A 23696-nucleotide genomic window follows, 5' to 3' on the forward strand; every position below is an offset into this window, starting at 1 on the left:
CGGGGATGGCTGAAAGGGAAAAAAGGAGTCGGGCGGGATCAGGCGGACAGGCGCGCCAGGGTTTCTTCCGCCAGGGCCAGGCTGGAGGTCAGCCCGGGAGATTCGATGCCGAACAGGTTCACCAGGCCGGGCACGCCATGCACGGCGGGGCCGGCGATGACGAAGTCCGCGGCCGGCTCGTGCGGGCCGGAGATCTTGGGCCGGATGCCGGTGTAGCCGGGCGCCAGCGCGCCGTCGGGCAGGGCGGGCCAGTAGCTGCGGACGGCTTCGTAGAACACGTCGGCGCGGGCCGGGTCGAGCGTGTAGTCCTCGGTGCCGACCCATTCGGTGTCGGGGCCGAACTTGGCCTGGCCGCCCATGTCCAGCGTCAGGTGCACGCCCAGGCCGGCGTGCTGCGGCACGGGGTAGATCAGGCGCGAGAACGGCGCGCGGCCGGACAGCGTGAAATAGCTGCCCTTGCACAGGTAATCGGTGGGGATGGTGTCCGCCGGCACGCCGTCGAGGCGGCGGGCCAGCGCCGGCGCCTGCAGGCCGGCCGCGTTGATCAGCACGTTGCAGGTCAGGGTCATGGCTTCTTCGCCGCCGAATTGCAGGTCGAACCCGCCTTCGGGGCGCACCCGGCCCGACACCAGCGGGGTGTGGAACACGCATTGGGCGCCCGCGTTTTCGGCCTCGCCCTGGAACGAGAGCATCAGCGCGTGGCTGTCCACGATGCCGGTGGACGGCGACACCAGCGCGGCGGTGCATTGCAGCGCGGGCTCCAGGCGCATGGCCTCCTCGCCCGAGATGTACTGCAGGTCGTCCACGCCGTTGGCGCGCGCGCGCTGCGCGATGCCTTCGAGCTGCGTCGCCTGTTCCGGGCTGGTCGCCACGATGAGCTTGCCCAGACGCTTGTGCGGCACGCCCCGTTCGGCGCAATACGCATACAGCAGGTGTTTGCCGCGCACGCAAAGGCGCGCCTTCAGGCTGCCGGCCGGGTAGTAGATGCCGGCGTGGATGACTTCCGAATTGCGCGAGCTGGTGCCGGTGCCGATGGCCTCGGTGGCCTCGGCCACCAGCACCTCGCGGCCCGACTGGGCCAGGGCGCGGGCGATCGCCAGGCCCACGACGCCGGCGCCGATGACGACGCAATCGATGTCGACGCTCATGAGGCGGCCTTTCCGGAACGGGCGCCGGCCGGCGTCAGGTCGAATCCGCCGGCGTGAAAGACCAGCGGCGGCTCGCCGCTGTGTCCGCAACGTTCGACTTCTCCCACCATGATGACGTGATCTCCTTCGACATAGCGGCTGCGGTTGCGGCATTCGAACCAGGCGGCGCAATGGCCGTCCAGCATGGGCGTGCCGCCCGGCGCGCGGTGCGCCGTCAGCCCCGCAAAGCGGTCCGGCGTCTTGCCCGTCGCGAAGCGGCGCGCCAGCGCGATCTGATCCGCGCTCAGCACATTGACGACGTAGCGCTCGCACTGTTCGAAGGCCGCCAGCGACGACGAGCCCAGCGACAGGCTCCACAGCACCAGCGGCGGATTCAGCGATACCGAATTGAACGAGCTGACGGTCAGTCCGATGGGCGCGCCATCCGGGCCGGCGGTCGTCACGACCGTCACGCCGGTGGCGTAGCGGCCCAGTGCGGTGCGAAAGAAGGCGGAGTCGAAATCAGGGGAGGAGGCGGACATGCAATAGACAGTTCGGTCGGGCGCCCTCAGGTGGCGCGCCCGGCGTAGGGGCGCCCCGCGCGAGGGCGCCCGGTATCAGGGCGACAGGCGTTCGATCTTCCAGGCCGCGCCGTCCGCGACGTAGCGCAGGCGGTCGTGCAGGCGGGACGGCCGGCCCTGCCAGAATTCGAAGGCGGTGGGCTTGAGACGATATCCGCCCCAGTGCGGTGGACGCGGCGGTTGTTCGCCGAAGCGCTCGCGGAATTCCTTTTCGCGGGCTTCCAGTTCTTCGCGGGTGATGGGCTGGCTCTGGCGCGAGGCCCAGGCGCCGATGCGCGAGCCGGCCGGGCGGCTGTGGTAGTAGGCATCGGACTCTTCGGCCGCCACCTTTTCCACCACGCCCTCGATGCGGACCTGGCGCTCCAGCGGCTGCCAGAAAAAGAGCAGGCTGGCGCGCGGTTCGGCCAGGAGGTCCAGGCCCTTGCGCGATTCGTAATTGGTGAAGAACGTGAAGCCCTGTTCGTCAAAGCCCTTGATGAGGACGATGCGGGCGCTGGGCTGACCGCTGGCGTCCACGGTGGCCAGGGTCATGGCGTTGGGTTCCGGCACCTTGGAGGCCAGGGCCTCGTCGAACCAGCGGGCGAATTGCTCGAACGGAGAGGCGGCTGCCTGGCTTTCCAGCAGCACGTTCTTTTCATAGCTTTGACGCAGATCTGAGACGGACATGGTCTTGGGGGTTCAGCGTTGATAACAGGGAGTTTATACCGCTTGGGAGACCGGCTCCCCATTGACCCCGCGCAGGCCCCGGGCAAGTTCGCCGCGCCCGGCGGCCGCCGCGGCGTCAGGCGCCTTCGGGCAGGGAATGGCCGTCCACTTCCAGCCGGCGGGCGATGGCGTCCAGGCGGGCGTCGTGGATCCCGGCGGCGCGCAAGGCCTGGGCGGTCTGCACCACGTAGTCGGTGCAGGGGCCGTAGCGTCCCGCGGCGCGCCGCACGATGGCCAGCAGTTCCGGCTCGGGCAAGGCCCGGATATAGGCGGGGTTGCTGCGGTTCATGATGAAGACCAGGGCGCGGACGATGCCTTCGTCGGTCGCGCAGCGGATCCAGCGGGGCAGATAGGCGCCGGTGGACATCTCGCGCTCCCAGAGCGCGGGAAAATAATTGGGGACCTGGTCCCCGGCCAGCCGGTAGACGACGCCGCGGCAGGAGCCGCCGCGGTCCAGTCCGAACACGAGGCCGGGACATTCGGGCGTGCCGCGGTTGACCCGCGACCAGAGGCAGAGCGCCCGGTGATGGCCGCGCAGGGTGGCCAGCCGGCGTTCCATGAAATCGAAATCGGGACGCCAGATGAGCGATCCGTACCCGAATACCCAGACGTCCTCGCCCTCCTGCCAGTGCCGCAGCGCATCCTCGAGCGAGGCTTGCCGCTCCTCCGGGGTCCAGAGGCGAAAGGGCAGGGAGGCGCCGGAGAGATCCGAGGCGGGTGGGGATGACGCTTTGTTCACGACTACGTTTTCCGTTCAGGCTCGTGCGGAGGATTGCGATTGGCCCAGCCCCCGGCCATCAATGCCACGGAATAGGCCCAGAAAAGCGGGGCAACGCCAATTACCGCACCCAGCGCGCCGAAGGTCAACGGCAGCGACACCTGCGAACCGTTGATCAGGGCCATCCGCAGGCCCACGGCCTCGGCCGCCCGGCCCGGCGGCGAATGCTGGTGCAGCAAGGCCAGCATGCTGGGCTGGCAACAGCCCAGCGCCAGGCCCAGGATGAACGACAGCACGATCAGGACGGTAACGTCGGTGAACAGCGGGTAAAACATGAAGTCGATGGCGGCCGTGGCCATGGCCACACGCACCAGTGTCCACGAGCGGACGCGCCGCTGGATCAAGGGAAGAACCAGGCGGATGACGAACGTTGCCGCCGCGAAGGACGCCAGGATGACGCCGATGGTGGTGGCCGACAGGCCGATCGCCACGCCGAAGATGGGCACGACGAACAAATGGGTGTCCCAGGCGCCGGACAGGATGGTGTTCACCATGAGGATGCGGCGCAGGGCGGGGACGGCCAGCAGTTCGGTGACGCGGCGGCGCTGGGCCTCGCGCACGACGGTGATCGCGGCGTCCACGGCCTTCAATTGGTGACGGAGCGCATACAGTCCGCCGGCCGACAGCAGGGGCCCGAGGGCCAGGATGCCGAATGCCGTGCGGGTGCCCAGGTGGTCGATCGCCAGCCCCGCGATGAGCGGGCCGGAGAAACCGGAGCCCGCCAGCGCCAGCGACATGAACGAGAAATTGCGCAGGCGCTGTTCGGGTTCGGCATGGCCCAGCAGATCCTGCGTGGCGACCTGATGCAGCATGAACCCGATGCCGATGCAGCACGAGGCGACCAGCAGGGCAGCCTGGGTCTGCGAGATAAAGGGAAGTAAGGTGCCGAAGGCGACCAAAGCCGTGCCGATCACCAGGGGGCGCACGATGCCGACCCGATCGACCCAGCGCCCCGCGCGCACCGAAAACAGCATCGGCAGCACCGCGAACACGGCGACCAGGGTGCCGACCTTGAATGTCGACAGCCCCATCTGCAGCGCGGTGAGGGAAACGGTGATCCGTCCCCCGGTAAGCGCCACGTGATTCATCATGGCCAGCAGGCACAACAGCACCGCCCCGGAAAATTCCGGGGAACTGGATGGCGCGGAGGGGGATCTGTTGGAGGTAGACACGGCTTAACTGCAGCCATTCTGTTCGTAACATCCGCCTATGTCGAGGCGAGGATTTTTTGCGCCGCCGCAATCGGGGGCGGGTCACGGCGGGGAGTTAGCTGTCATCTAGCCGCCAAGTCGTGTTCTTATTCATACAGATGACAGCACGTTCACGGCAGGTGCGGTAAAAAGGGTTCCGTCTTTGATCCGCACTCGTTGTATCGTTCTCGCAACGGAACAATCGTGGCGGGTGTCATTCGCCAGCATCACCGGCGCCGTTCTCGGCGCCAGCCGTCCCTCTTATCCAGTTCAATGAAAAAGTCCCGCAGCAAGCTCAAGCGCTATGGCCTGATCGCCGTCATCCTCCTGCTTCTCGTGTTCGCCGCCCGGGCCGCGTTCTTCTCCGCGCCGCCGCCGCCGACCTTCGCGGTGGCCGAGGTCACCCGCGCCGACCTGGAAGACAGCGTCCTGGCCAGCGGCACCATCGACGCCATCGAACGGGTCAGCGTCGGCGCCCAGGCCACGGGCCAGTTGAAGTCCTTGAAGGTGGAGCTGGGCGACCGGGTCAAGAAGGGCCAGCTCGTGGCCGAGATCGACGACCTGACCCAGCAGAACGAGCTGCGCAACGCCGAGGCCGCGCTGCAGACGCGGCGCGCCGAGCGCGCCGCCAAGGTCGCGATGCTGAAACAGGCCGAGCTCGCCTTCAAGCGGCAGCGCCAGATGCTGGCGGCCGACGCCAGCTCGCGCGAGGCCTACGAATCCGCCGAGGCCACGTTGGGCGTGACCCGCGCCGAGATCGCCTCGCTGGACGCGCAGATCGCCCAGGCGGAAATCCAGGTCGACACCGCCCAGGTCAACCTGGGCTATACGCGCATCGTCTCGCCGATCGACGGCATGGTGGTGGCGGTGGTGACCAAGGAAGGCCAGACGGTGAACTCGATCCAGAGCGCGCCGACCATCATCAAGGTGGCGCAGGTGGACACCATGACGATCAAGGCGCAGATTTCCGAGGCCGACGTGACCCGGGTCAAGCCGGGCCTGCCGGTCTACTTCACCATCCTGGGCGAGCCCGACGAGCGCTACCGGGCGACGCTGCGCGCGGTGGAACCGGCGCCGGATTCCATCCAGAAGGACGATGCGACCTCGTCGCTGACGTCGTCCACCAGCACGTCGACCAGCGCGGCGGTTTATTACAACGGCCTGTTCGACGTGCCCAACCCGGACGAGAAGCTGCGCATTTCGATGACGGCGCAGGTGTTCATCGTGCTGGGCGAGGCCAAGAATGCCGTGGTGGTGCCCGCCTCGGCGCTGGGCAAGCGCGGCGAGGACGGGCGCTATGCGGTGCGGGTGGTGCTGGACGGCAATAAGACCGAGACGCGGCAGGTCCGCATCGGCATGAACAACAATGTGCAGGCGCAGGTGCTGGAAGGCCTGGAGGTGGGCGAACGCGTCGTGTCGGCGGACTCTGCCCCGGCGGCCGGCGTGCAGCCGGGGGCCTGACATGGCCGGCCCGTTGATCTCCCTGTCCGGGGTGCGCCGCGAGTTTCCCGCGGGCGACCAGACGATTGCCGTCCTGAAGGACATCAACCTCACGATCGAGGCCGGCGAGATGGTCGCCATCGTGGGCGCGTCCGGCTCGGGCAAGTCCACGCTGATGAACATCCTGGGCTGCCTGGACCGCCCCACGGTCGGCGACTACAAGGTCGATGGCCGCAGCACCGGCGAGCTGGATCCGGACGAGCTGGCCGAGCTGCGCCGGGAGCACTTCGGCTTCATTTTCCAGCGTTATCACCTGCTGGCCGACCTGAGCGCGCAGGGCAACGTGGAGGTGCCGGCCGTGTATGCGGGCAAGCGCCGCGAGGCCCGGCTGGAGCGCGCCTCGGCCCTGCTGGCGCGGCTGGGGCTTGCCGACCGGTCCGGGCACCGGCCCGGCCAGCTCTCCGGGGGTCAGCAGCAGCGTGTGAGCATCGCGCGGGCGCTGATGAACGGCGGCGACATCATCCTGGCCGACGAGCCCACCGGCGCGCTGGACACGCATACCGGGCAGGAGGTGCTGCGCATCCTGGAGGAGCTGAACGCGGCCGGGCACACGATCATCATCGTCACGCACGATATGAATGTGGCGCGCCATGCCCAGCGCATCATCGAGATCAGCGACGGCGAGATCATCGCCGACAAGCGCAATCCGGAAGCGCCGCGGCAGCAGGCCGCGCGAGACGAGGCGCCGGCGCTGGCCCGGCGGCCGGCCTGGCAGGCCTATCTGGACCGTTGCGGCGAGGCGCTGCGCATGGCGCTGCTGGCCATGAACGCGCACCGGCTGCGCACGTCGCTGACGATGCTGGGCATCATCATCGGCATCGCCGCCGTGGTGTCGGTGGTGGCGCTGGGCGAGGGCTCGCGGCGCAAGATCCTGGAGGACATCAGCGCGATCGGCACGAATACGGTCGAGGTCTTTCCGGGCAAGGATTTCGGCGATGAGAAGGCGGTCAACATCCGCACGCTGGTGCCGGCCGACGCCGACGCGCTGGCGCGCGAGTCCTATGTGGACAGCGTGACGCCGGAGGTGGCCACCAGCAATACGCTGCGGTATCGCAATGTGTCGGTGAACGGCTCGATCCAGGGCGTGGGGGAGCAGTATTTCCGGGTGCGCGGGATCAAGCTTTTCGAGGGCAAGTTCTTCGACGAGACCAGCGTGGCGCGCCGCGCGCAGGAGGTGGTGATCGACGAGAGCACGCGGCGCAAGCTGTTCGGCTCGCACACCGAGCCCATCGGGCAGGTGATCTTCCTGGGGTCGATGCCGGCGCGCGTGATCGGGGTGACGCAGAAGAAAGACACGGTCTTTGGCAACAATGATTCGCTGAACGTGTGGATTCCCTATACGACGGCGCTGTCGCGCGTGCTGGGCCAGCAGCATCTCAAGAGCATTACGGTGCGCGTGAATGACGCCACGCCGCCCGCGGCGGCCGAGCAGGCGATCGTGCGGGTGCTGACGCGGCGCCATGTGGTGAAGGACTTTTTTGTGTTCAACACGGACGCGGTGCGCAAGACGATCGAGCGCACGACGGCCACGATGACGCTGCTGGTGTCGCTGATCGCGCTGATTTCGCTGATGGTGGGCGGCATCGGGGTGATGAACATCATGCTGGTGTCGGTGACCGAGCGCACGCGCGAGATCGGGGTGCGCATGGCGGTGGGCGCGCGCCGCAGCGACATCATGCAGCAGTTTCTGATCGAGGCGGTGCTGGTCTGCCTGATCGGGGGTGCGGTGGGCATCCTGTTGTCGCTGGGTCTGGGGGTGCTGGTGAGCAAGGCGACGGGCGGCTCGTTCCAGATGATCTATTCCACGGCATCGATGGTGGCGGCCTTTACGTGCTCGACGCTGATCGGTGTGATTTTTGGCTATCTGCCGGCGCGCAATGCGGCGCGCCTGGATCCCGTCGAGGCGCTGGCCCGGGAATGAGGACGATGAAAGCAGTTTTCCCTATGTGCAAACCGGCCGTTCTGGCGCTGCTGCTGGCGCTGGGCGGTTGCAGCGGTCTGCTGCGCACGGATTATGAGCCGCCGGCCGCGAACGTGCCGGCGGCCTGGACCCATGCCGGCGCGGACGCGGACACGGGCGCGCAGGTGATGTTGTTCGAAGGGGGCGCGTGGTGGCGCAATTTCGACGACCCGGTGCTCAATGGGCTGGTCGAGACGGCGCTGGCGCGCAACAACGATCTGGCCGCCGCGGCGATCCGCGTGCGCCGCGCGCAGTATCAGGCGGGCCTGGCCGATGACCAGCTTATGCCGCAGTTCGGCGGGGACGCGAATGTGTCGCGCATCCGCAATCTCTATGGGGACCGCGCCATTACGCGCGCGAATTCGGCGGAGCTGACGGTCAGCTACCAGGTGGATCTGTGGGGCAAGCTGGCGCGCCAGCGGGACGCGGCGCAGTGGGAGGCGCTGGCGACGGAGCAGGACCGGCAGAGCGCCGCGCTGTCGCTGGTGGGCACGACGGCGACGCTGTATTGGCAGACGGCGTTCATCAATCAGCGCATCGCGAGCAGCGAGGAAAGCATCGCGTATGCGCGCCGCACGCAGGAGCTGGTGCGGGCGCAGTATGCGGCGGGCGGGGCGTCGGCGCTGGAGCTGGCGGAGGCCGAGCAGACGGTGGCGAGCCAGCAGGCGGCGCACGCGCTGCTGGTGCAGCAGCGCGTGGAGTATACGAATGCGCTGGCGATTCTTTTCGACGGTCCGCCGGACCGGATCATGGCCGATCCGGCCCGCCTGCCGTCGAGCGCGTTGCCGGCGGCCCGCGCGGGCGTGCCGGCGGAGCTGCTGGGGCGGCGGCCGGATTTGCGCGCGGCGGAGCTGCGGCTGCGCGAGTCGCTGGCGACGGTGGATGCGACGCGCGCGAGCTTTTATCCGCCGGTGACGCTGACGGGGGCGCTGGGCAGTTCGAGCCCGACGCTGTCGGAGGTGCTGCAAAATCCCATTGCGACGTTGGGGGCGGGGCTGACGCTGCCGTTTCTGCAGTGGAATCAGATGCAGCTCAATATCAAGATCTCCAAGGCGGATTACGAGGAGCGGGTGGTGAGCTTCCGGCAGTCGCTGTATCAGGCGATGGCGGATGTGGAGAATGCGCTGTCGAACCGCACCCAGTTGGCGCGGCGGGCCGAGCAGCTGGAGCTGTCGTTGCGGGCGGCGCGCGAGGCGGAGCGGCTGTACGAGGTTCGATACCGGGCGGGGGCTGTGCCGTTGCGGGATTGGCTGGATGCGCAGGAACGGCGCAGGACGGCGGAAGTTGCCAGCGACGAGAACATGCTGAACCGGTTGGTGAATCAGGTGACGGTTTATCAGGCGTTGGGCGGGGATGATGTGGATGGCGCGGCTTCGGGGGATGTGAGTTCTTAGGGCGTATGGTGCGGCGGGCGGCTTTGGTTGCTTGAGGGTAGGTGCTATTTTCTATTGACGCCCGGCGCGGCGCGGGCCTGGGGCGGGCGGGGCTCCGGTTGCGGTCCGGAGCCTTCGCTCCGGACTGCCCCGTGCTCATCCTCGTTGCCGCCTCCGGCGGCTGCCTTCGGATTCCGCCGGGCGCACCTAAACGCCCCGCCCACCCCAGGCCCGCGCCACACCGGGCTCGGGCGGCTGGATCTTGCCGGGCGCTGGGACGGGTGGGGTTCTTGAGGTTCTTGCGGGTGTCGGGATGGCTTTGGAGCGTCTTGCGGGGCCCGCCCCCCGGCCGGCCGCGCGGGCGGCCTTGGGGGGCTTACGCGGTGTCTGGCGTCGTGGCGGTGACGCTTCGCGTGTGGGCTGCGCAGGGGGGGGCGGGCGTTTACGTTGTCACGATTACATCCGGCGTGCCTGACGCCACCTTCAGCACGGTTTGCGATGCGACGACGGGTGCCGACGGGGCTTGCGTGCCGTCCAGCGGCTTGAGCTTGTTGAAGACGCAGCGCAGTTCGGTCTCGGTCAACGTCACGACGGCGTAGCCCTGTGCGTCGGTGTCGATGTGGCGCATCCAGTTTGCGTTGAACTGCCGCAGCGTGTCGTTGAACGCGTTCTGGATCTTGCCTGCCGCCTCGCCATAGATCAGCGGCTTGGCGGCCGCGAAGCTTGGGTCGGTGTCGACGACAGTCTTGAAGTAGCTGAAGAAGGAGTTGCTGGAGATGCCGGCTGTCACCAGGTCCACCATCACGGGCTTGGGGGTGGCGGCGTCGTAGTCGTCCATCACGGGGCCGGCGAAGAAGGCGTGGATGTCGCCCGTCAGCGCGACGAGGTTGCGCACGCCGGCGTCGCGCACGAAGGCCATGAGGTGTTTGCGCTCGGCGTTGTAGCCGTCCCATTGGTCGGCGTTCAGCAGGTATTCGTTCAGCAGCAGCGACGGCGGCAATTGGGCGTCCAGCAGGGGTTTGATCTGTGCGGCGAAGGCGGCGGGGGGAATGCCGGCCTGTATGTCCAGCAGGCCCGACAGCATGGGATACGCCGTGACGGGTTTGCCGCTGGTGTGGTCGGCGGCCGTGAGGTCCTGCGCCAGCGCGGCGGCCATGGCCGTGACCAGGGGGGCCAGCGCGGATTGCGCGGCGGCCAGGCCCTGGGCGAGCAGGCCGGAGACGGCCTGGGTGCCGTTGAACTGCATGCGCAGCAGCGAGACTTCGTTGCCCCAGAGGTTCCATGACGTGGTGCTGGCGCCCAGTTGGGCCTTCCACCAGTCGCGCTGGGTGTCGCCCAGGATCGAGACGGGCGTCAACTGGCCGCCGGCGTTGGTCATTTTCAAGGTCTCGACTTGCGCCAGCAGGCTTTTGGGCACGAAGTAGCGGCTGCCGATTTCGCTTCCCACTTGTTGTTCGGGAATGATGTGGTCGGTCCGGTACAGGCGCTCGTCCGTCATGAGCAGGGTGGCGAGGCTGCCGAAGCGGAAGGCGCGATAGATCTGGATGTTCTGGAATGACGGGTTGGTCAGGTCCAGCGACACGTCGGCCGGCATGAATTCGAACCAGGCCTGGCTGGCGCCGCGGCGGCGCGATGTGATGGGCGTTTCGTCGTCGGCGACGCCGTAGGTCTGGTGGTCCTGCCAGCAGTCGTCCGAGAATTCGTGGTCGTCCCAGATGGCGATGACGGGGAATCGCGCGTGCAGGGCTTGCAGCCGGGGGTCGGAGCGGTAGCTGCGGTACAGGCTGCGGTAGTCGGCGAGGGTGGTGGCGTAGATGGCGCCGTCGGCCCGCGCGGTGCCGTCGGGTAGCGATAGCGGCGCGTGGGCGCTTTCCACGCCGCCGGTCTGGAAGCCCGCCTTGACGGTTTCGTAGATGTAATCGCCCAGGTGCACCACGAAATCGAGGTCCTGCGCGGCGAGGTCGTCGAAGGCCGCCCAGTGGTTCACGCTCCAGTCCTGGCACGAAATGAAGGCGAACTTCAGTTGCGACACGGCGGCGTTTTCGGCGGGCGCGGTGCGCGTCCGGCCGATGGGGCTGGTGCTGCCGCCGGCCACGAAACGGTAGTAGTAGTTGCTTGCCGGGTCCAGGCCCGTGACTTTGTGGCGCACGGTGTGATCCCAATCCGGCTCGGCGCTGATCGAGGCGTCGACCAGGAGCTGGGTGAAGGATGCGTCGCGGGCCAGTTGCACACGCACGGGCACGGCCGCGCCATCGTCTCCCAGCACCCGCGTCCACAGGATGATGCTGTCGGGCCGCGGGTCGCCGGAGGCGACGCCTTGCGGGTACTGGAAGCGCGCCGGGGCGCCGCCGCCCTCGTTGCCGCCGTCGCCACCGCCATTGTCGTCATCGTCGTCGTTGCTGCCATTACAGCCGGCCAGGCCGGCGGTGGCGGCGGAGACGGTCAGGAAGCTGCCCCATTTGAGGAATTTTCTGCGGTCCATGGTGATTACTACGCCCTGTCGGACGATGCCGGCGCGCGGCACCTGATTGTGGGGAGCGGGCGTGAGGACGGTTCGCGCCGTCGCCAGCCCGCGGCGGCGTATTACCCCATCCGGGCGTTACGTGGGAGTGACAGGATGCGGCGCACGCGATCGGAAGCCCGGCGGATCGCGGCGCCGGTGGAATGTCGCGTATATCGCCAGGCGGGCAGGGTCCGCGCCTGCAATAAAATCGCGTTCATGAACTCGCCCGAACCGCTTCCTGAACCCGCCGACCTCGACCGCCGCTTCGGCGCCCTTTCGCGCCTGTACGGTCCCGAGGCGCCCGCCCGCATCCGCAATGCCCACGTGGCCGTCGCCGGACTGGGGGGTGTGGGCTCGTGGACCGTCGAGGCGCTGGCGCGCTGCGGTGTCGGGGCGTTGACGCTGATCGACCTGGATCACATTGCCGAATCCAACGTCAACCGGCAGATCCACGCGCTGACGTCCACCCTGGGGCAGTCGAAGGTGGATGCGATGGCTGAGCGGGTGCTGGCCATCAATCCGGAATGCCGGATCACGCGGGTGGATGATTTCGTGTCGCCCGAGAATGTGGGCGACGTGCTGCCGGGGCCGTATACCGTCATCATCGACTGCACCGATCAGGCCGCCGCCAAGATTGCGATGATCCTGCATGCGCGCACGCTGGGCGTGCCGATGCTGTTGTGCGGCGGGGCGGGGGGCAAGACGGATCCGCTGGCCCTGCGGGCGGGGGATCTGTCCGCGGCGGTCAATGATGCGCTGCTTGCCAAGCTGCGCAATAAGCTGCGGCGCGAACACGGGTTTCCGCGGGCGTCCGACAAGAATGGCAAGGCGCTCAAGCGCGTGCCCAAGATGGGCGTGCATGCCTTGTGGTTCGACCAGCCGGCGATCCTGCCCGACGCGTGGACCCGTCCGTTCGAGGGCGAGGACGACATGGGGGCGTCGGGGCTGACGCTGGCGCCGCAGGGGCTGTCGTGCGCGGGCTATGGGTCGGTGGTTACCGTGACCGCCGCCATGGGCATGGCGGCGGCCAACGAGGCGTTGCGCCTGGCGGTCTGAAGGCCGCGGCGGCGCGCGCCCTTACATGGCCACGAACACGACGCCGTCCTCGATGCGGACGGGGTAGGTCGCGATGTTGTCGCGCAGCGGCGAGCACAGGGCGCGGCCGTCGCGCACGTCGAAGCGGCCCTGGTGCAGCGGGCATTCGATTTCGTGGCCGGTCAGAAAGCCATCGCACAGCCTGGCGTTGCCGTGCGTACAGAGGTTGTCGGTGGCGTAGACCTCGCCGTCCACGCCGTACAGCGCGATCTCGCGCCCGCCGGCCTGCACGGCGATGACGTCATCTTCCGGGACGTCGTCGCGTCCGATGGCCTTGATCCATTGCACAGTCATTGCGTCGTCTCCTGGTTCAGATGGGGTAGATCAGCGAGTTCGGAATCAGTTCGCTGTCGAAGATGCACAGCCGCGACTGGAATTTCAGGCCGTCCGGCGTCTGGCGGATGACGTCCAGGTAGCGCCCCACGTTGAAGACGGTGGTGAGCTGGCTGGGTTTGGTGCGGAATACGGCGTAGTTGGCCTCGGCTTCGATGCGCCCGTCCTGCACCAGGAGCACGCGCGGCGCGCCCACGACGTGGCGCTGGTAGTAGGGGTCGTGGAAGATCGTTTCGGTAGCGCCGTAGATGCGGTCCTTGAGCATGCCGCGGCTTTCGAATGCCATGGTCGCGAGGGGAAAGCCGCGTTCGTAGTTCTCGCGCGGCAGCACTTTGTAGATGCAGTCCTCCACGAAGAAGTCCGGCCACTTTTCCCATTCGCCGGCGTCCAGGGCGGCGGCATAGTCGCTGTACAGGCGGGACAGCTGGTAATAGAGCGGAAAGTCCAGCATGTCAGGCCTCCATCACGCGGCGCCAGTAGGCGTACATGCCGCGTATCAGCGTTTCGGTGACCATGTGGTCGGTGTTCTCGGCGGTCTTGCCGCCCAGTTCCGCGACGCTGCGGTGCCAGGGCTTCTGTTCGAAGCCGGATTGCGAAAACTCGATGACTTCGCCGTCGTCGGCCGACACGAAGCCCGCGGGGCCGAACAGGTTGGCCTGGCGCAGGCGGCGCTGCGTCATTTCCGGGGTGTCGTCCGCAAAGCCGAAATGGGTCCAGACAAAGTCGAAGGCGTCGTGGCCCACGGGCTGGATGTGGCGGGTGGACAGGGAATTGACCTGCTGCTGGATGATGACGCTGGGAAACAGCGTCATCAGCACGGCGGTCGGGCCGTTCCACCAGGGCTCCGGCACGATGTCGAGGAATCGGTCGTCGTGCAGCGACATCTGTTCCTTGAAGCTGGACACGCCGCTGGTGACGGTGCTTTTTCCGCCCTGGCCGCGCGTGGAGATCATGGCGGCGTGACGGAAATGCCGGTCCATCTTCAGTTCCGACCGGTTGTCCGCGCGCCACAGCCCGAAGGTCACGAACCAGGTGTGCAACAGGCCGGGATGGTAGGGGTCCTTGATGTTCTCCTGCATCAGCTTCCAGTTGCCCGGAATGCGCTGGCGGCTGTAGCCGTGGATCACCAGTTGGCGGCCGTCGAAGACGCGGTCGAAGTAGTGCAGGATGTCCGGGCCCAGGTAGTCTTCCAGCGGCTCGACGTCGTGGTCGAAGGAGGCGAAGACCACGCCGTTGCGGCAGGCCACCGCCAGCTTGGTGAGACCGTGCTCCTCGGGCTTGAAGTCGGGCGGCATGCCGCCGTTCACCTTGCCGTCCTGCTTGACGCCGCGTCGGAAGGGCACGCCGATCAGGTTGCCCTGCAGGTCGTAGTTCCACTGGTGATAGGGGCAGACGAATTCGCTGCGGTTGCCGGCGCGCTCGCGGCAGAACTGCACGCCGCGATGGGCGCAGACGTTCTCCACGACGCGGACCTGGCCGTCGTTGTCGCGCAGCAGGATGACGGACCGCTCGCCCACCACCGTGCGCTTGAAGTCGCCGGGATGGGGGATTTCGGCCTCCAGGCCCACGTAGCTCCAGTGGCCCCGGTAGAAAAAGCGCTCCAGCTCGCGCTGGTGCAGCGCGGCGTCGGTATAGACGCCGAAGGGGATGCGATGGGAGCCGTCGCCCTGCCAGGGCGGGACGATATGGATGGGATGCTCGGGGGCGTTCATGGACGGCCCCTTTTACAGGGCGTGGCGATGCGTTGCGGGCAGGCGCGCATGGGGTGTGTCTCCATTTTTCCATCGGGCCGCGTGGCGGCCGGGCAGAGCCTTGCGCGACATGGGCGCAGGCGTTTGTCGCATCATCGGGCAGCGCATCAAATTAATAAATAGAATCTGGCTAATTACATAAATCACCAGAATCAATATTGGTGCCGGTGGAGACAAGCGCATGAACCTGAAAGACGTGGATCTGAATCTGCTCGTCGTCTTCAATGAATTGCACAAGCATCGACGGGTGTCGGCGGCCGCCGAAAGCCTGGGCATCTCGCAGCCCGGGGTCAGCAACGCGCTGGGCCGGCTGCGCAAGCTGCTGGGCGACGAGCTGTTTCTGCGGACCTCGCGCGGGATGGTGCCCACGCCGTATGCCGAGAGCCTGGCCCAGCCCATCGCCGATGCGCTCGGCGCGCTGCACGGCACGCTGAATGCGCGCGTGGCGTTCGACCCGGCGCGCAGCGAACGCGCTTTCGTGATCGGCGTGAACGACGTGGGCGAGACCTACTTCCTGCCCCGGTTGATGCGGGCGCTGGACCAGGTGGCGCCCGGCGTCACCATCCGCACCGTGCGCACGACCTCGATCGACGTGCGGGATGAAATGGAACGCGGCCGCATGGATCTGGCCATGGGCTTCCTGCCGGGGCTCAAGGGCGGCTTCTTCCAGCGCCGGCTGTTCCACCAACCCTATGTCTGCATCTTCCGCCAGGACCATCCGCTGGCGCGCTCCGGCGTGTCGGCCCGCCAGTTCCGGGCGGCCGAACACGTCGCCATCGTGTCCGAGGGCACGGGGCACGGCGTGGTGGACGAGGTGATCGAACGCGCCGGCATCCGCCGCCGCCTGCGGCTGACGGTGCCGCACTTCATGGCGGTGGGGCCGGTGCTGCAGGCCACCGACATGATCGCGGTGGTGCCGCAGCGCTTTGCCGACTGCGCCTGCGGGCCGTTCGGGCTGGCGGCGGCGCCCTGTCCGGTAAAGATCCCGGAATCCGTGATCAACGTGTTCTGGCACGCCCGGAATCATCGCGAGGCCGCGAACCAGTGGCTGCGGCAGGTGGTCGTGGACGTGTTTGCGGAGTGATCGGGCGCGCAGCCGCCGCAGCTACGCTTCCCGGAACGTTACCGTGAACCACCCGCGCAGCGCATTCGACAGCCGGATCTCGTCGGCGGCGTGCAGGTCCGCCAGCGTCAGCACGCGTTCCTTGGCCTTGCCGGCTTCCAGCAGATGCGCGCGCTGCACGCCCGGCAGGCAGCCGCTGTCCACGGGCGGGGTATACCAGGCGTCGCCCAGGCGCAGATAGATGTTGCTGCGGCTGCCTTCGCACAGTTCGCCGCGTTCGTTCAGGTAGACCAGGTCGAAAATGTGCGGATGCGCGGGCAGCCATTCGATGGTCTTGGTGTACCAGGGCCGGTGCGTGGTCTTGTAGCGCAGCAGCGGCTCCGACGACCGCAGCGCCTCGGGCGCGAGCATGATTTCCTGATGCGCGGGCAGCGGGGGGAGGACGGCGGTCTGGATGTGGCGGCTGCCGTCGCGCGCGACCAGCAGGCGCAGGCGGTGCGGACCGGGCGTGCCCAGGGCCGTCACCGCGACCAGGATGTCGCCTTCGACGTCGCGTCCGCCCCAGGCGTAACCCAGCGCCTTGCAGGAGGCTTCGAGGCGGTGGAGGTGACGCGCCAGCAGAGGCACGTTGCCGGAGGCTTCCACCAGGATGGTCTCGATCAATTCGGGCTGCATGGGACTCTCCTGGAACATGGCGGGCGCGGGCCGCGCTCTATGCTACTACCGGTGGCGGGGTTTGCGGCTCAGGCGCGCAGGATGCGGGCCTTCCAGTGGCACTCCTGCCATTCGCCGGCGGGGTCCGAATCGTAGACGATGCCGCCGCCCACGCTGTAGACCCCGTGGCCGTCCCGGTCCAGGACCAGGGTGCGGATCGCGACGTTGAGCGAGAAGTCCCCATCCGGGGCCAGCCAGCCGATGCTGCCGCAATACAGGCCGCGCGGGGCGGCTTCCATCTGGCGGATGCGGCGCATGGCGGCCACTTTTGGGGCGCCGGTGATGGAGCCGCAGGGAAACAGGGCGTGCAGCACGTCCGACAGCGTCGCGCGCGGGGCCGTCGCCGACACGGTGGACGTCATGGTCCAGACCGTGGGGTAGCGCTCCAGCGAAAACAGCGCATCCACCTTGACCGATCCGGGTTCGGCCAGCCGCCCGAGGTCGTTGCGCAGCAGGTCGACGATCATCAGGTTTTCGGCGCGGTTCTTGTCGCTGGCCAGCAGTTCGCGGCCCAGGCGTTCGTCCTCGGCCGGGTCGGGATGGCGCGGCGCGGTCCCCTTCATGGGCCGGGTCGTCAGCCGGGGGCCGTCGCGCCGCACGAACAGCTCGGGCGAAAACGACAGCACCGTGCGGTCGCCGTCCTGGATGAAGGCGGCGTGCGCGACCGGATTGCGCGCGGCGATGCGGCGGTAAAGCGTGGCCGGATTGCCCTGGAACTGCACGTCCAGCGGCTGCGTGAAATTGACCTGGTACAGCTCGCCGTCGCGGATGAGGCCGCGGATGGCGTCGATCTGGCGCACGTAGGCGGCCTCGGTCATGCGCGGCGCGGGCAGGCTGATGGACGCGGCAGGGGCGTCCGCGTCCGGCGCGGCCCACGGCGCCTCGTCGATCTTGCGCTCGAACACCAGCGCGGTCAGGCGGGGGCGGCCGTCTTCGCGGGGCGGGGGGCACGGGCCGGCCGGCGCGGGCCGGGTGGCTTCGGGCAGCAGCCATTCGCCCAGCTCGTAGTCCAGCAGCAGGGCGATCCAGCGCCCCTGCCGGCGCGCGGCCTCGATGGCAGCCAGCGCCGGGCCGACCTCGGCGGCGGCGCGCGCCTCGATCCGGGAGCAGAAGCCGTCCAGCCGCAACGCGCGGCCGGCCAGCCGGTCTTCAAAACGACAATCCATGATGCGTTAGCGCTGTTGTTGCGCGAGGAACTCCGTCAGGACCCGGCCGGTATGGGAATGGCCGGCCAGCGTCATCACGTGCTCGGGGGAGCCTTCGCCCACCAGTTGCCCGCCGCCCGTGCCGCCTTCGGGGCCCAGGTCCAGCAGCCAGTCGGCTTCGGCGATGACGTCCAGGTTGTGCTCGATCACCACCACCGTGTTGCCCGCCTCGACCAGGCGGTGCAGCACGTGGATCAGCTTTTCGACGTCGGCCATCGACAGGCCCACGGTCGGCTCATCCAGCACGTACAGCGTGTGCGGGATGCGCGAGGCGCGGCCGGTCTTGATCAGGCCATCGGTCAGGCGCGCCTTGGACAGTTCGGTCACCAGCTTGATGCGCTGCGCCTCGCCGCCCGACAGGGTGGGCGAAGGCTGGCCCAGCGTCAGGTAGCCCAGGCCCACGTCCTGCATCAGTTGCAGCGGCCGGTGGATCTTGGGATGGGCGGCGAAGTAGCCGATGGCGTCGTCCACTTCCATGGACAGCAGCTCGCCGGCGTTCTTGCCGCGCATCTGCACGCTGAGGGTGTCGTTGTTGAAGCGCGCGCCGTTGCACGCGTCGCACGGCACTTTGACGTCGGGCAGGAAGTTCATTTCGATGGTGCGCATGCCCTGGCCTTCGCAGATGGGGCAGCGGCCATCGCCGGTATTGAACGAGAAGCGCGCCGCGGTCCAGCCGCGCATGCGGGCCTCGCGGGTGTCGGCGAACTGCTTGCGCACGTCGTCCCAGAAGCCCACGTAGGTGGCCGGGCACGAGCGCGGGGTCTTGCCGATGGGGGTCTGGTCGACTTCCAGCACGCGGTCGATCGCTTCCCAGCCGGTGATGCTGTCGCAGCCCGCCCATCCCGGCGCCTTGCCCTGCGAGACGGCCTGGGTCAGGTTGTCCAGCAGCACTTCGCGCGCCAGGGTGGATTTGCCTGACCCGGACACGCCGGTGACCACGCTAAGGCGGCCGACGGGAATGCGCGCGTTCACGCTGCGCAGGTTGTGCAGGCGCGCGCCGCGGATCTCGATCATGGGCGTGTCGGCCTCGACCGGACGGCGGCCTTGCAGCGGGTGGGCCAGCGGTGTCTTCAGGTAGCGGCCGGTCACGGATTCGGGCGAATCGATCACGTCCTGCACCGTGCCCTGCGCCACCACGCGGCCGCCGCGGATGCCCGCGCCCGGCCCGATGTCGATGACGTGGGACGCGCGGCGGATGGTGTCGTCGTCGTGTTCGACGACCACCAGCGTGTTGCCGTTGCCTTCCAGGCGCGCCAGCGCGTCCAGCAGGATGCGGTTGTCGCGCGGGTGCAGGCCGATGGTGGGCTCGTCCAGCACGTAGCAGACGCCCTGCAGGTTGGAGCCGAGCTGCGCGGCCAGCCGGATGCGCTGCGCCTCGCCGCCGGACAGCGTGGGGGCGGCGCGGTCCAGCGCCAGGTAGTTCAGGCCCACTTCCTGCATGAAGTTCAGGCGGCCGCGGATTTCGGCCAGGATGTCGCGGGCGATCTCGCCTTCGCGGCCGCGCGCCACCAGGCCGGTGAAGAAGGTGTGCGCATCGGACACGGGCAGCGAGGCCAGTTCGGCGATCGACTTGTCGCGCCAGCGCACGGCGCGCGCCACGCGGTTCAGCCGCTGGCCGTCGCACTGCGTGCAGGTCTTGGCTTCGCCTTCGTACCACGCGTTCCAGGCGGTTTCCTCGCCGGTCTGCTCTTCGTCAAAGCCCTGCAGTTGCAGGCCGGTGCCGTAGCAGCCCGTGCACCAGCCATGTTTGGAGTTGTACGAGAAGAGGCGCGGATCGGGTTCGGGAAAGCTCGTGCCGCACGACGGGCACGCACGCTTGACCGAGAAATGCTGCTGCTGCAGTTCGCTGTTCAGCGCCTCGTGCAGCTTGTTCACCGGCCAGACCACCGACATCACGCCCTGGCCGTTTTCCAGCGCGCTCTTGACGGCCGCGCGCAGCTCGGCTTCGTTGGCCGGGTCCACCACCACGTCCGCCACGGGCAGTTCGATGGTGTGCTCTTTGTAGCGGTCCAGGCGCGGCCACGGCGCCACGGGGATGAACTCGCCGTCCACGCGCAAGTGAGAATGGCCCTTGGAGCCGGCCCACTTGGCCAGGTCCGTGTAATAGCCCTTGCGCGCGGTGACCAGCGGCGCCAAAAGGCCGATGTGCACGCCCTTGTGCTCACGCAGCAGGCGCGCCACGATCTGGTCGGTGTTCTGCGGCTCGACCGCCACATTGCAGTCGGGGCAGTATTGCGTGCCCAGCTTCACATACAGCAGGCGCAGGAAATGGTGGATTTCCGTCATCGTGGCCACGGTGGACTTGCGGCCCCCGCGGCTGGTGCGCTGTTCGATCGCCACGGTGGGCGGGATGCCGAAGATGGCGTCCACGTCGGGCTTGCCGGCCGGCTGCACGATGGCGCGGGCGTAGGCGTTCAGCGATTCCAGATAGCGGCGCTGGCCTTCGTTGAACAGGATGTCGAAGGCCAGGGTGGACTTGCCCGAGCCCGACACGCCCGTGATGACGGTGAACTTGTCGTGGGGGATCTCGACGCTGATGTTCTTCAGGTTGTGTTCGCGCGCGTTGCGGATTTCGATCGCCATGCTGCCCTGGCGGCGTTTGCGCACCAGCGACTGCAGCGGCGTGCCGACGTCCGCGCCCTCGCCATAATCGGCCTCGGGTTCGGCGATGCGCGCCGTCAGGCCCGCCTGTTCGGCTTCCTGTGCATCGGCGTCGCTGCTGACCACCACGTCGGCCTGTCCGCCGGCGACGGCGTCGGCGGGCAGGATGCTGGTTTCATAGTCGCGCAGCGCGGCGCCCGTGTGCGACTTGGGGTTGTCCATCAGGTCCTGCGGCGTGCCCGTGCCAAGCACCAGGCCGCCGGCGTCGCCGCCTTCCGGACCCAGGTCGATCAGCCAGTCGGCTGCGCGGATCACGTCCAGGTTGTGTTCGATGACGAGCAGCGTGTGGCCCGCGGCCAGCAGCTTGCGGAAAGCGCGCATCAGGCGCGCGACGTCGTCGAAGTGCAGGCCGGTGGTGGGCTCGTCGAACAGGAACAGGCTGCCTTTCTTGGCGACCTTGGCCGTCGAGATGCCGCTGCGCGCGGCCTCGGCCAGGTGGCCGGCCAGCTTGAGGCGCTGCGCCTCGCCGCCCGACAGCGTCGGCACGGGCTGGCCCAGCCGCACGTATTCCAGGCCCACGTCGGCCAGCGGCGCCAGTCCGGTCTGCACGTCGCGCAGGCCCTTGAAGAACTCCAGCGCCTCGCTGACCGTCATTTCCAGCACTTCGTCGATGGACGCGCTCTTGCCCAGGTGCTCGACGCGCACTTCCAGGACTTCGGGGCGGAAGCGCTTGCCGTCGCAATCGGGGCAGCGCAGGTACACGTCGGACAGGAACTGCATTTCCACGTGTTCGAAGCCGGTGCCGCCGCAGGTCGGGCAGCGGCCGTCCCCGCCGTTGAAGCTGAATGTGCCGGCCGTATAGGCGCGCTCACGCGCCAGCGGGGCCTGGGCGAACAGCTTGCGAATGGCGTCGAACGCGCCGACGTAGCTGGCGGGGTTGGAGCGCGCGGTCTTGCCGATGGGCGTCTGGTCCACCATGACCACGTCGGCGATCTGTTCCGCGCCCAGCAGGCGGTCGAACGCGCCCGGCGCTTCCGACGGTTTGCCCTTCTGCTTGAGCAGCGCGGGGTACAGCACGTCCTGCACCAGCGTGGACTTGCCGGACCCGGACACGCCGGTCACGCAGACCAGGCGGCCCAGCGGGAGTTCGACCGAGACATTTTTCAGGTTGTGGGCGTTGACGCCTTCCAGCAGCAGGCGCGGCGTGTTGGCCGCCACCGGCATGGGACGCGGCGCTTCGACGCGCATGCGGCCGCCCAAATAGTCGCCCGTCAGCGTGGGCGCCGCGCGCAACTGCGCCGGCGTGCCGTCGAAGACGATGCGGCCGCCGCGTTCGCCGGGGCCAGGGCCGATGTCGATGATGCGGTCCGCGGCCACCATCACCTGCGGATCGTGCTCGACGACCACCAGCGTGTTGCCGGCATTGCGCAGGCGGTGCATGACCTCCACGACGCGGTGCATGTCGCGCGGATGCAGGCCGATCGAGGGCTCGTCCAGCACGAACAGCGTGTTCACCAGGGAGGTGCCCAGCGCGGTGGTCAGGTTGATGCGCTGCACTTCGCCGCCCGACAGCGTGCGGCTCTGGCGGTCCAGCGTCAGGTAGCCCAGGCCGACGTCGCACAGGAACTTCAGGCGCGCGCGCACCTCGGTCATGAGCAGGTCGGTGGCGGCGTCCAGCGCGCCGGAGAAGGACAGCGTGTCGAAGAATTTGCGCACGCGCTCGATGGGCAGCAGCATCACGTCATGGATGGACAGCCCATCCAGGCCATCGAGCTGCTCTCGGCTCCAGGTGGTGCCGACGGGCATGAAGCGCTTGTAGCGGCCGTCCTCGGGCGGCAGCACCGCATCGGCCTCGTCCTTGCTGCCCAGGCGCCAGAGCAGGGCGTCGGGCTTCAGGCGCGCGCCGTTGCAGGTGGGGCAGGGCGTGTAGCTGCGGTATTTGGACAGCAGCACGCGCACGTGCATCTTGTAGGCCTTGGTTTCCAGCCAGTCGAAGAAGCGCTGCACGCCATACCACTGGTGCTTCCAGGCGTCGTTGCCGCCCTTCCAGTCGGGCGTGCCGTAGAGCACCCAGCGCTTGTGCTCCTCGCTCATGTCCTTCCAGGGCACGCCCAGCGGCACGCCGGCGCGCGGCGCGTATTTCTGCAGGTCGTCCTGGCACTCCTTGTAGGAGGGCGTCGTCCACGGCTTGATGGCGCCTTCCAGCAGGGTCTTTTTCTCGTCGGGGATGACCAGGCCGAAGTCGATGCCGATCACGCGGCCGAAGCCGCGGCAGGCTTCGCAGGCGCCCAGCGGGGAATTGAACGAGAAGCTGCTGGGCAGGGGATCGGTGTATTCGATGTCGCAGTCGGCGCAGTGCAGGCGGTCGCTGTACTTCCAGAGGTGCGCGTTGCCGCCTTCGGCGTCCATGGCGTAAACCGCGATATGGCCGGCGCCCATGCGCAGCGCCGTGTCCAGGGCTTCCATGACGCGTTCGCGCTCGGTGCCGGCAAAGCGGAAGCGGTCCTGGATGACGTGCAGGATGCGGCGCGCTTCGGTGGCGGCCTTCGCGGCCTTGCCCTTCTTGGCGCCCTTGGCGGGCGCGGCGGCGCGAGGAATGGCGGTTTCCTCGGCATGCACGCGCGTGTAGCCCTGCTGTTCGAGGAAGCCGCGCACTTCGTCTTCGGTGAAGTTGGCGGGCACGGCGATCGGGAAGGTCACGACCAGGCGCGGATCGCCCGCGACGGCGGCGCGCTCGGCCAGCGAGTGGTAGACGGATTCAGGCGTGTCGCGCCGCACCAGCTTGCCGCATCCGCGGCAATACAGGCGCGCGCCGCGCGCAAACAGCAGCTTAAGGTGGTCGTTCAGTTCGGTCATCGTGCCGACCGTGCTGCGCGAGCTGCGCACCGGGTTGGTCTGGTCGATGGCGATGGCCGGCAGGATGCCTTCGATGCGGTCCACCTGCGGCTTGTCCATGCGGTCCAGGAACTGGCGCGCGTAGGGCGAAAAGGTTTCCACATAGCGCCGTTGTCCCTCGGCGTACAGCGTGTCGAAGGCCAGCGAACTTTTGCCGGACCCCGAAACGCCGGTCACGACGACCAGTTCGCCGGTGGCGATGGTCAGGTCCAGGTTCTTGAGATTGTTCTGGCGGGCGCCAACGATGCGGATATGGGAGCTCATGGACGGTATCGTAGCCTGATGAGGGAGCATGCCGGCGCGGCGACCCATCGCTGGTTCC

The 23696-nt window shown here is 68.1% G+C and carries 17 protein-coding genes; 5 read left to right on the top strand and 12 right to left on the bottom strand.

Features of this window, described 5'->3' with window-relative positions; translation table 11 throughout:
• Nucleotides 1-38: 38 nt before the first annotated feature.
• The 5 genes from BXA00_RS13755 to BXA00_RS13775 form a co-directional block, all read right to left on the bottom strand.
• The gene (locus tag BXA00_RS13755) at nt 39-1148 is read right to left on the bottom strand and encodes an NAD(P)/FAD-dependent oxidoreductase (RefSeq protein ID WP_076518994.1); all 1110 of its coding nucleotides are present in this window, start codon (nt 1146-1148) and stop codon (nt 39-41) included.
• Entirely contained in the window at nt 1145-1669 is a 525-nt protein-coding gene (locus BXA00_RS13760) for a flavin reductase family protein (RefSeq protein ID WP_076518995.1), read from the bottom strand. The genes BXA00_RS13755 and BXA00_RS13760 overlap by 4 nt, the downstream gene beginning before the upstream one ends.
• A 75-nt stretch (nt 1670-1744) precedes the next feature.
• Nucleotides 1745-2374: a pyridoxamine 5'-phosphate oxidase gene (pdxH, locus tag BXA00_RS13765; protein WP_076518996.1), complete on the bottom strand. Its 630-nt coding sequence runs from the start codon at nt 2372-2374 to the stop codon at nt 1745-1747.
• A 115-nt stretch (nt 2375-2489) separates the two neighbouring features.
• Nucleotides 2490-3152, bottom strand: coding sequence for a gamma-glutamylcyclotransferase (locus BXA00_RS13770; protein WP_156902799.1), 663 nt, complete (start codon nt 3150-3152; stop codon nt 2490-2492).
• Between the two features lie 2 nt (nt 3153-3154).
• Nucleotides 3155-4363, bottom strand: coding sequence for an MFS transporter (locus BXA00_RS13775; RefSeq protein WP_092581897.1), 1209 nt, complete (start codon nt 4361-4363; stop codon nt 3155-3157).
• Nucleotides 4364-4654: 291 nt separating this feature from the next.
• Between BXA00_RS13775 and BXA00_RS13780 the strand changes: the two genes are divergently transcribed.
• From BXA00_RS13780 to BXA00_RS13790, 3 genes are read left to right on the top strand one after another with little or no spacing between them, the layout of a single operon-like run.
• Nucleotides 4655-5842, top strand: a complete 1188-nt coding sequence (locus tag BXA00_RS13780; RefSeq protein WP_076518997.1) for an efflux RND transporter periplasmic adaptor subunit — start codon at nt 4655-4657, stop codon at nt 5840-5842.
• A 1-nt stretch (nt 5843) separates the two neighbouring features.
• Entirely contained in the window at nt 5844-7802 is a 1959-nt protein-coding gene (locus BXA00_RS13785; RefSeq protein WP_076518998.1) for a MacB family efflux pump subunit, read from the top strand.
• Nucleotides 7803-7807: 5 nt separating this feature from the next.
• Nucleotides 7808-9235, top strand: coding sequence for an efflux transporter outer membrane subunit (locus BXA00_RS13790; RefSeq protein ID WP_076518999.1), 1428 nt, complete (start codon nt 7808-7810; stop codon nt 9233-9235).
• Nucleotides 9236-9656: 421 nt separating this feature from the next.
• Here BXA00_RS13790 and BXA00_RS13795 read toward each other — a convergent pair whose 3' ends face one another.
• Nucleotides 9657-11696: an alkaline phosphatase gene (locus BXA00_RS13795; RefSeq protein WP_076519000.1), complete on the bottom strand. Its 2040-nt coding sequence runs from the start codon at nt 11694-11696 to the stop codon at nt 9657-9659.
• 237 nt (nt 11697-11933) lie between these two features.
• Here BXA00_RS13795 and BXA00_RS13800 point away from each other — a divergent pair, with 237 nt between their 5' ends.
• Nucleotides 11934-12773, top strand: a complete 840-nt coding sequence (locus tag BXA00_RS13800) for a ThiF family adenylyltransferase (RefSeq protein ID WP_076521947.1) — start codon at nt 11934-11936, stop codon at nt 12771-12773.
• Nucleotides 12774-12794: 21 nt separating this feature from the next.
• Here BXA00_RS13800 and BXA00_RS13805 read toward each other — a convergent pair whose 3' ends face one another.
• Genes BXA00_RS13805 through BXA00_RS13815 form a run of 3 tightly spaced genes read right to left on the bottom strand, consistent with a single transcriptional unit; the run spans nt 12795 to nt 14857 of the window.
• The gene (locus tag BXA00_RS13805; RefSeq protein ID WP_076519001.1) at nt 12795-13106 is read right to left on the bottom strand and encodes a non-heme iron oxygenase ferredoxin subunit; all 312 of its coding nucleotides are present in this window, start codon (nt 13104-13106) and stop codon (nt 12795-12797) included.
• Nucleotides 13107-13122: 16 nt separating this feature from the next.
• Entirely contained in the window at nt 13123-13596 is a 474-nt protein-coding gene (locus BXA00_RS13810; protein WP_076519002.1) for a nuclear transport factor 2 family protein, read from the bottom strand.
• A gap of 1 nt (nt 13597) precedes the next feature.
• The gene (locus tag BXA00_RS13815) at nt 13598-14857 is read right to left on the bottom strand and encodes an aromatic ring-hydroxylating dioxygenase subunit alpha (protein ID WP_076519003.1); all 1260 of its coding nucleotides are present in this window, start codon (nt 14855-14857) and stop codon (nt 13598-13600) included.
• 220 nt (nt 14858-15077) lie between these two features.
• On the opposite strand from BXA00_RS13815, the gene BXA00_RS13820 reads away from it, so the two are divergent.
• Nucleotides 15078-15980 (top strand): LysR family transcriptional regulator, encoded by a 903-nt coding sequence (locus BXA00_RS13820; protein WP_076519004.1) that lies wholly within the window; start codon nt 15078-15080, stop codon nt 15978-15980.
• Nucleotides 15981-16001: 21 nt separating this feature from the next.
• Here BXA00_RS13820 and BXA00_RS13825 read toward each other — a convergent pair whose 3' ends face one another.
• The 3 genes from BXA00_RS13825 to uvrA form a co-directional block, all read right to left on the bottom strand.
• Entirely contained in the window at nt 16002-16634 is a 633-nt protein-coding gene (locus BXA00_RS13825) for an aminotransferase class IV family protein (protein WP_076519005.1), read from the bottom strand.
• Nucleotides 16635-16702: 68 nt separating this feature from the next.
• Nucleotides 16703-17839: an aminodeoxychorismate synthase component I gene (locus BXA00_RS13830; RefSeq protein ID WP_076519006.1), complete on the bottom strand. Its 1137-nt coding sequence runs from the start codon at nt 17837-17839 to the stop codon at nt 16703-16705.
• A gap of 6 nt (nt 17840-17845) precedes the next feature.
• Nucleotides 17846-23638, bottom strand: a complete 5793-nt coding sequence (gene uvrA / locus BXA00_RS13835; protein WP_076519007.1) for an excinuclease ABC subunit UvrA — start codon at nt 23636-23638, stop codon at nt 17846-17848.
• Nucleotides 23639-23696: the final 58 nt, after the last annotated feature.

The sequence above is a fragment of the Achromobacter sp. MFA1 R4 genome, from assembly GCF_900156745.1.
Lineage (GTDB): Bacteria > Pseudomonadota > Gammaproteobacteria > Burkholderiales > Burkholderiaceae_B > Achromobacter.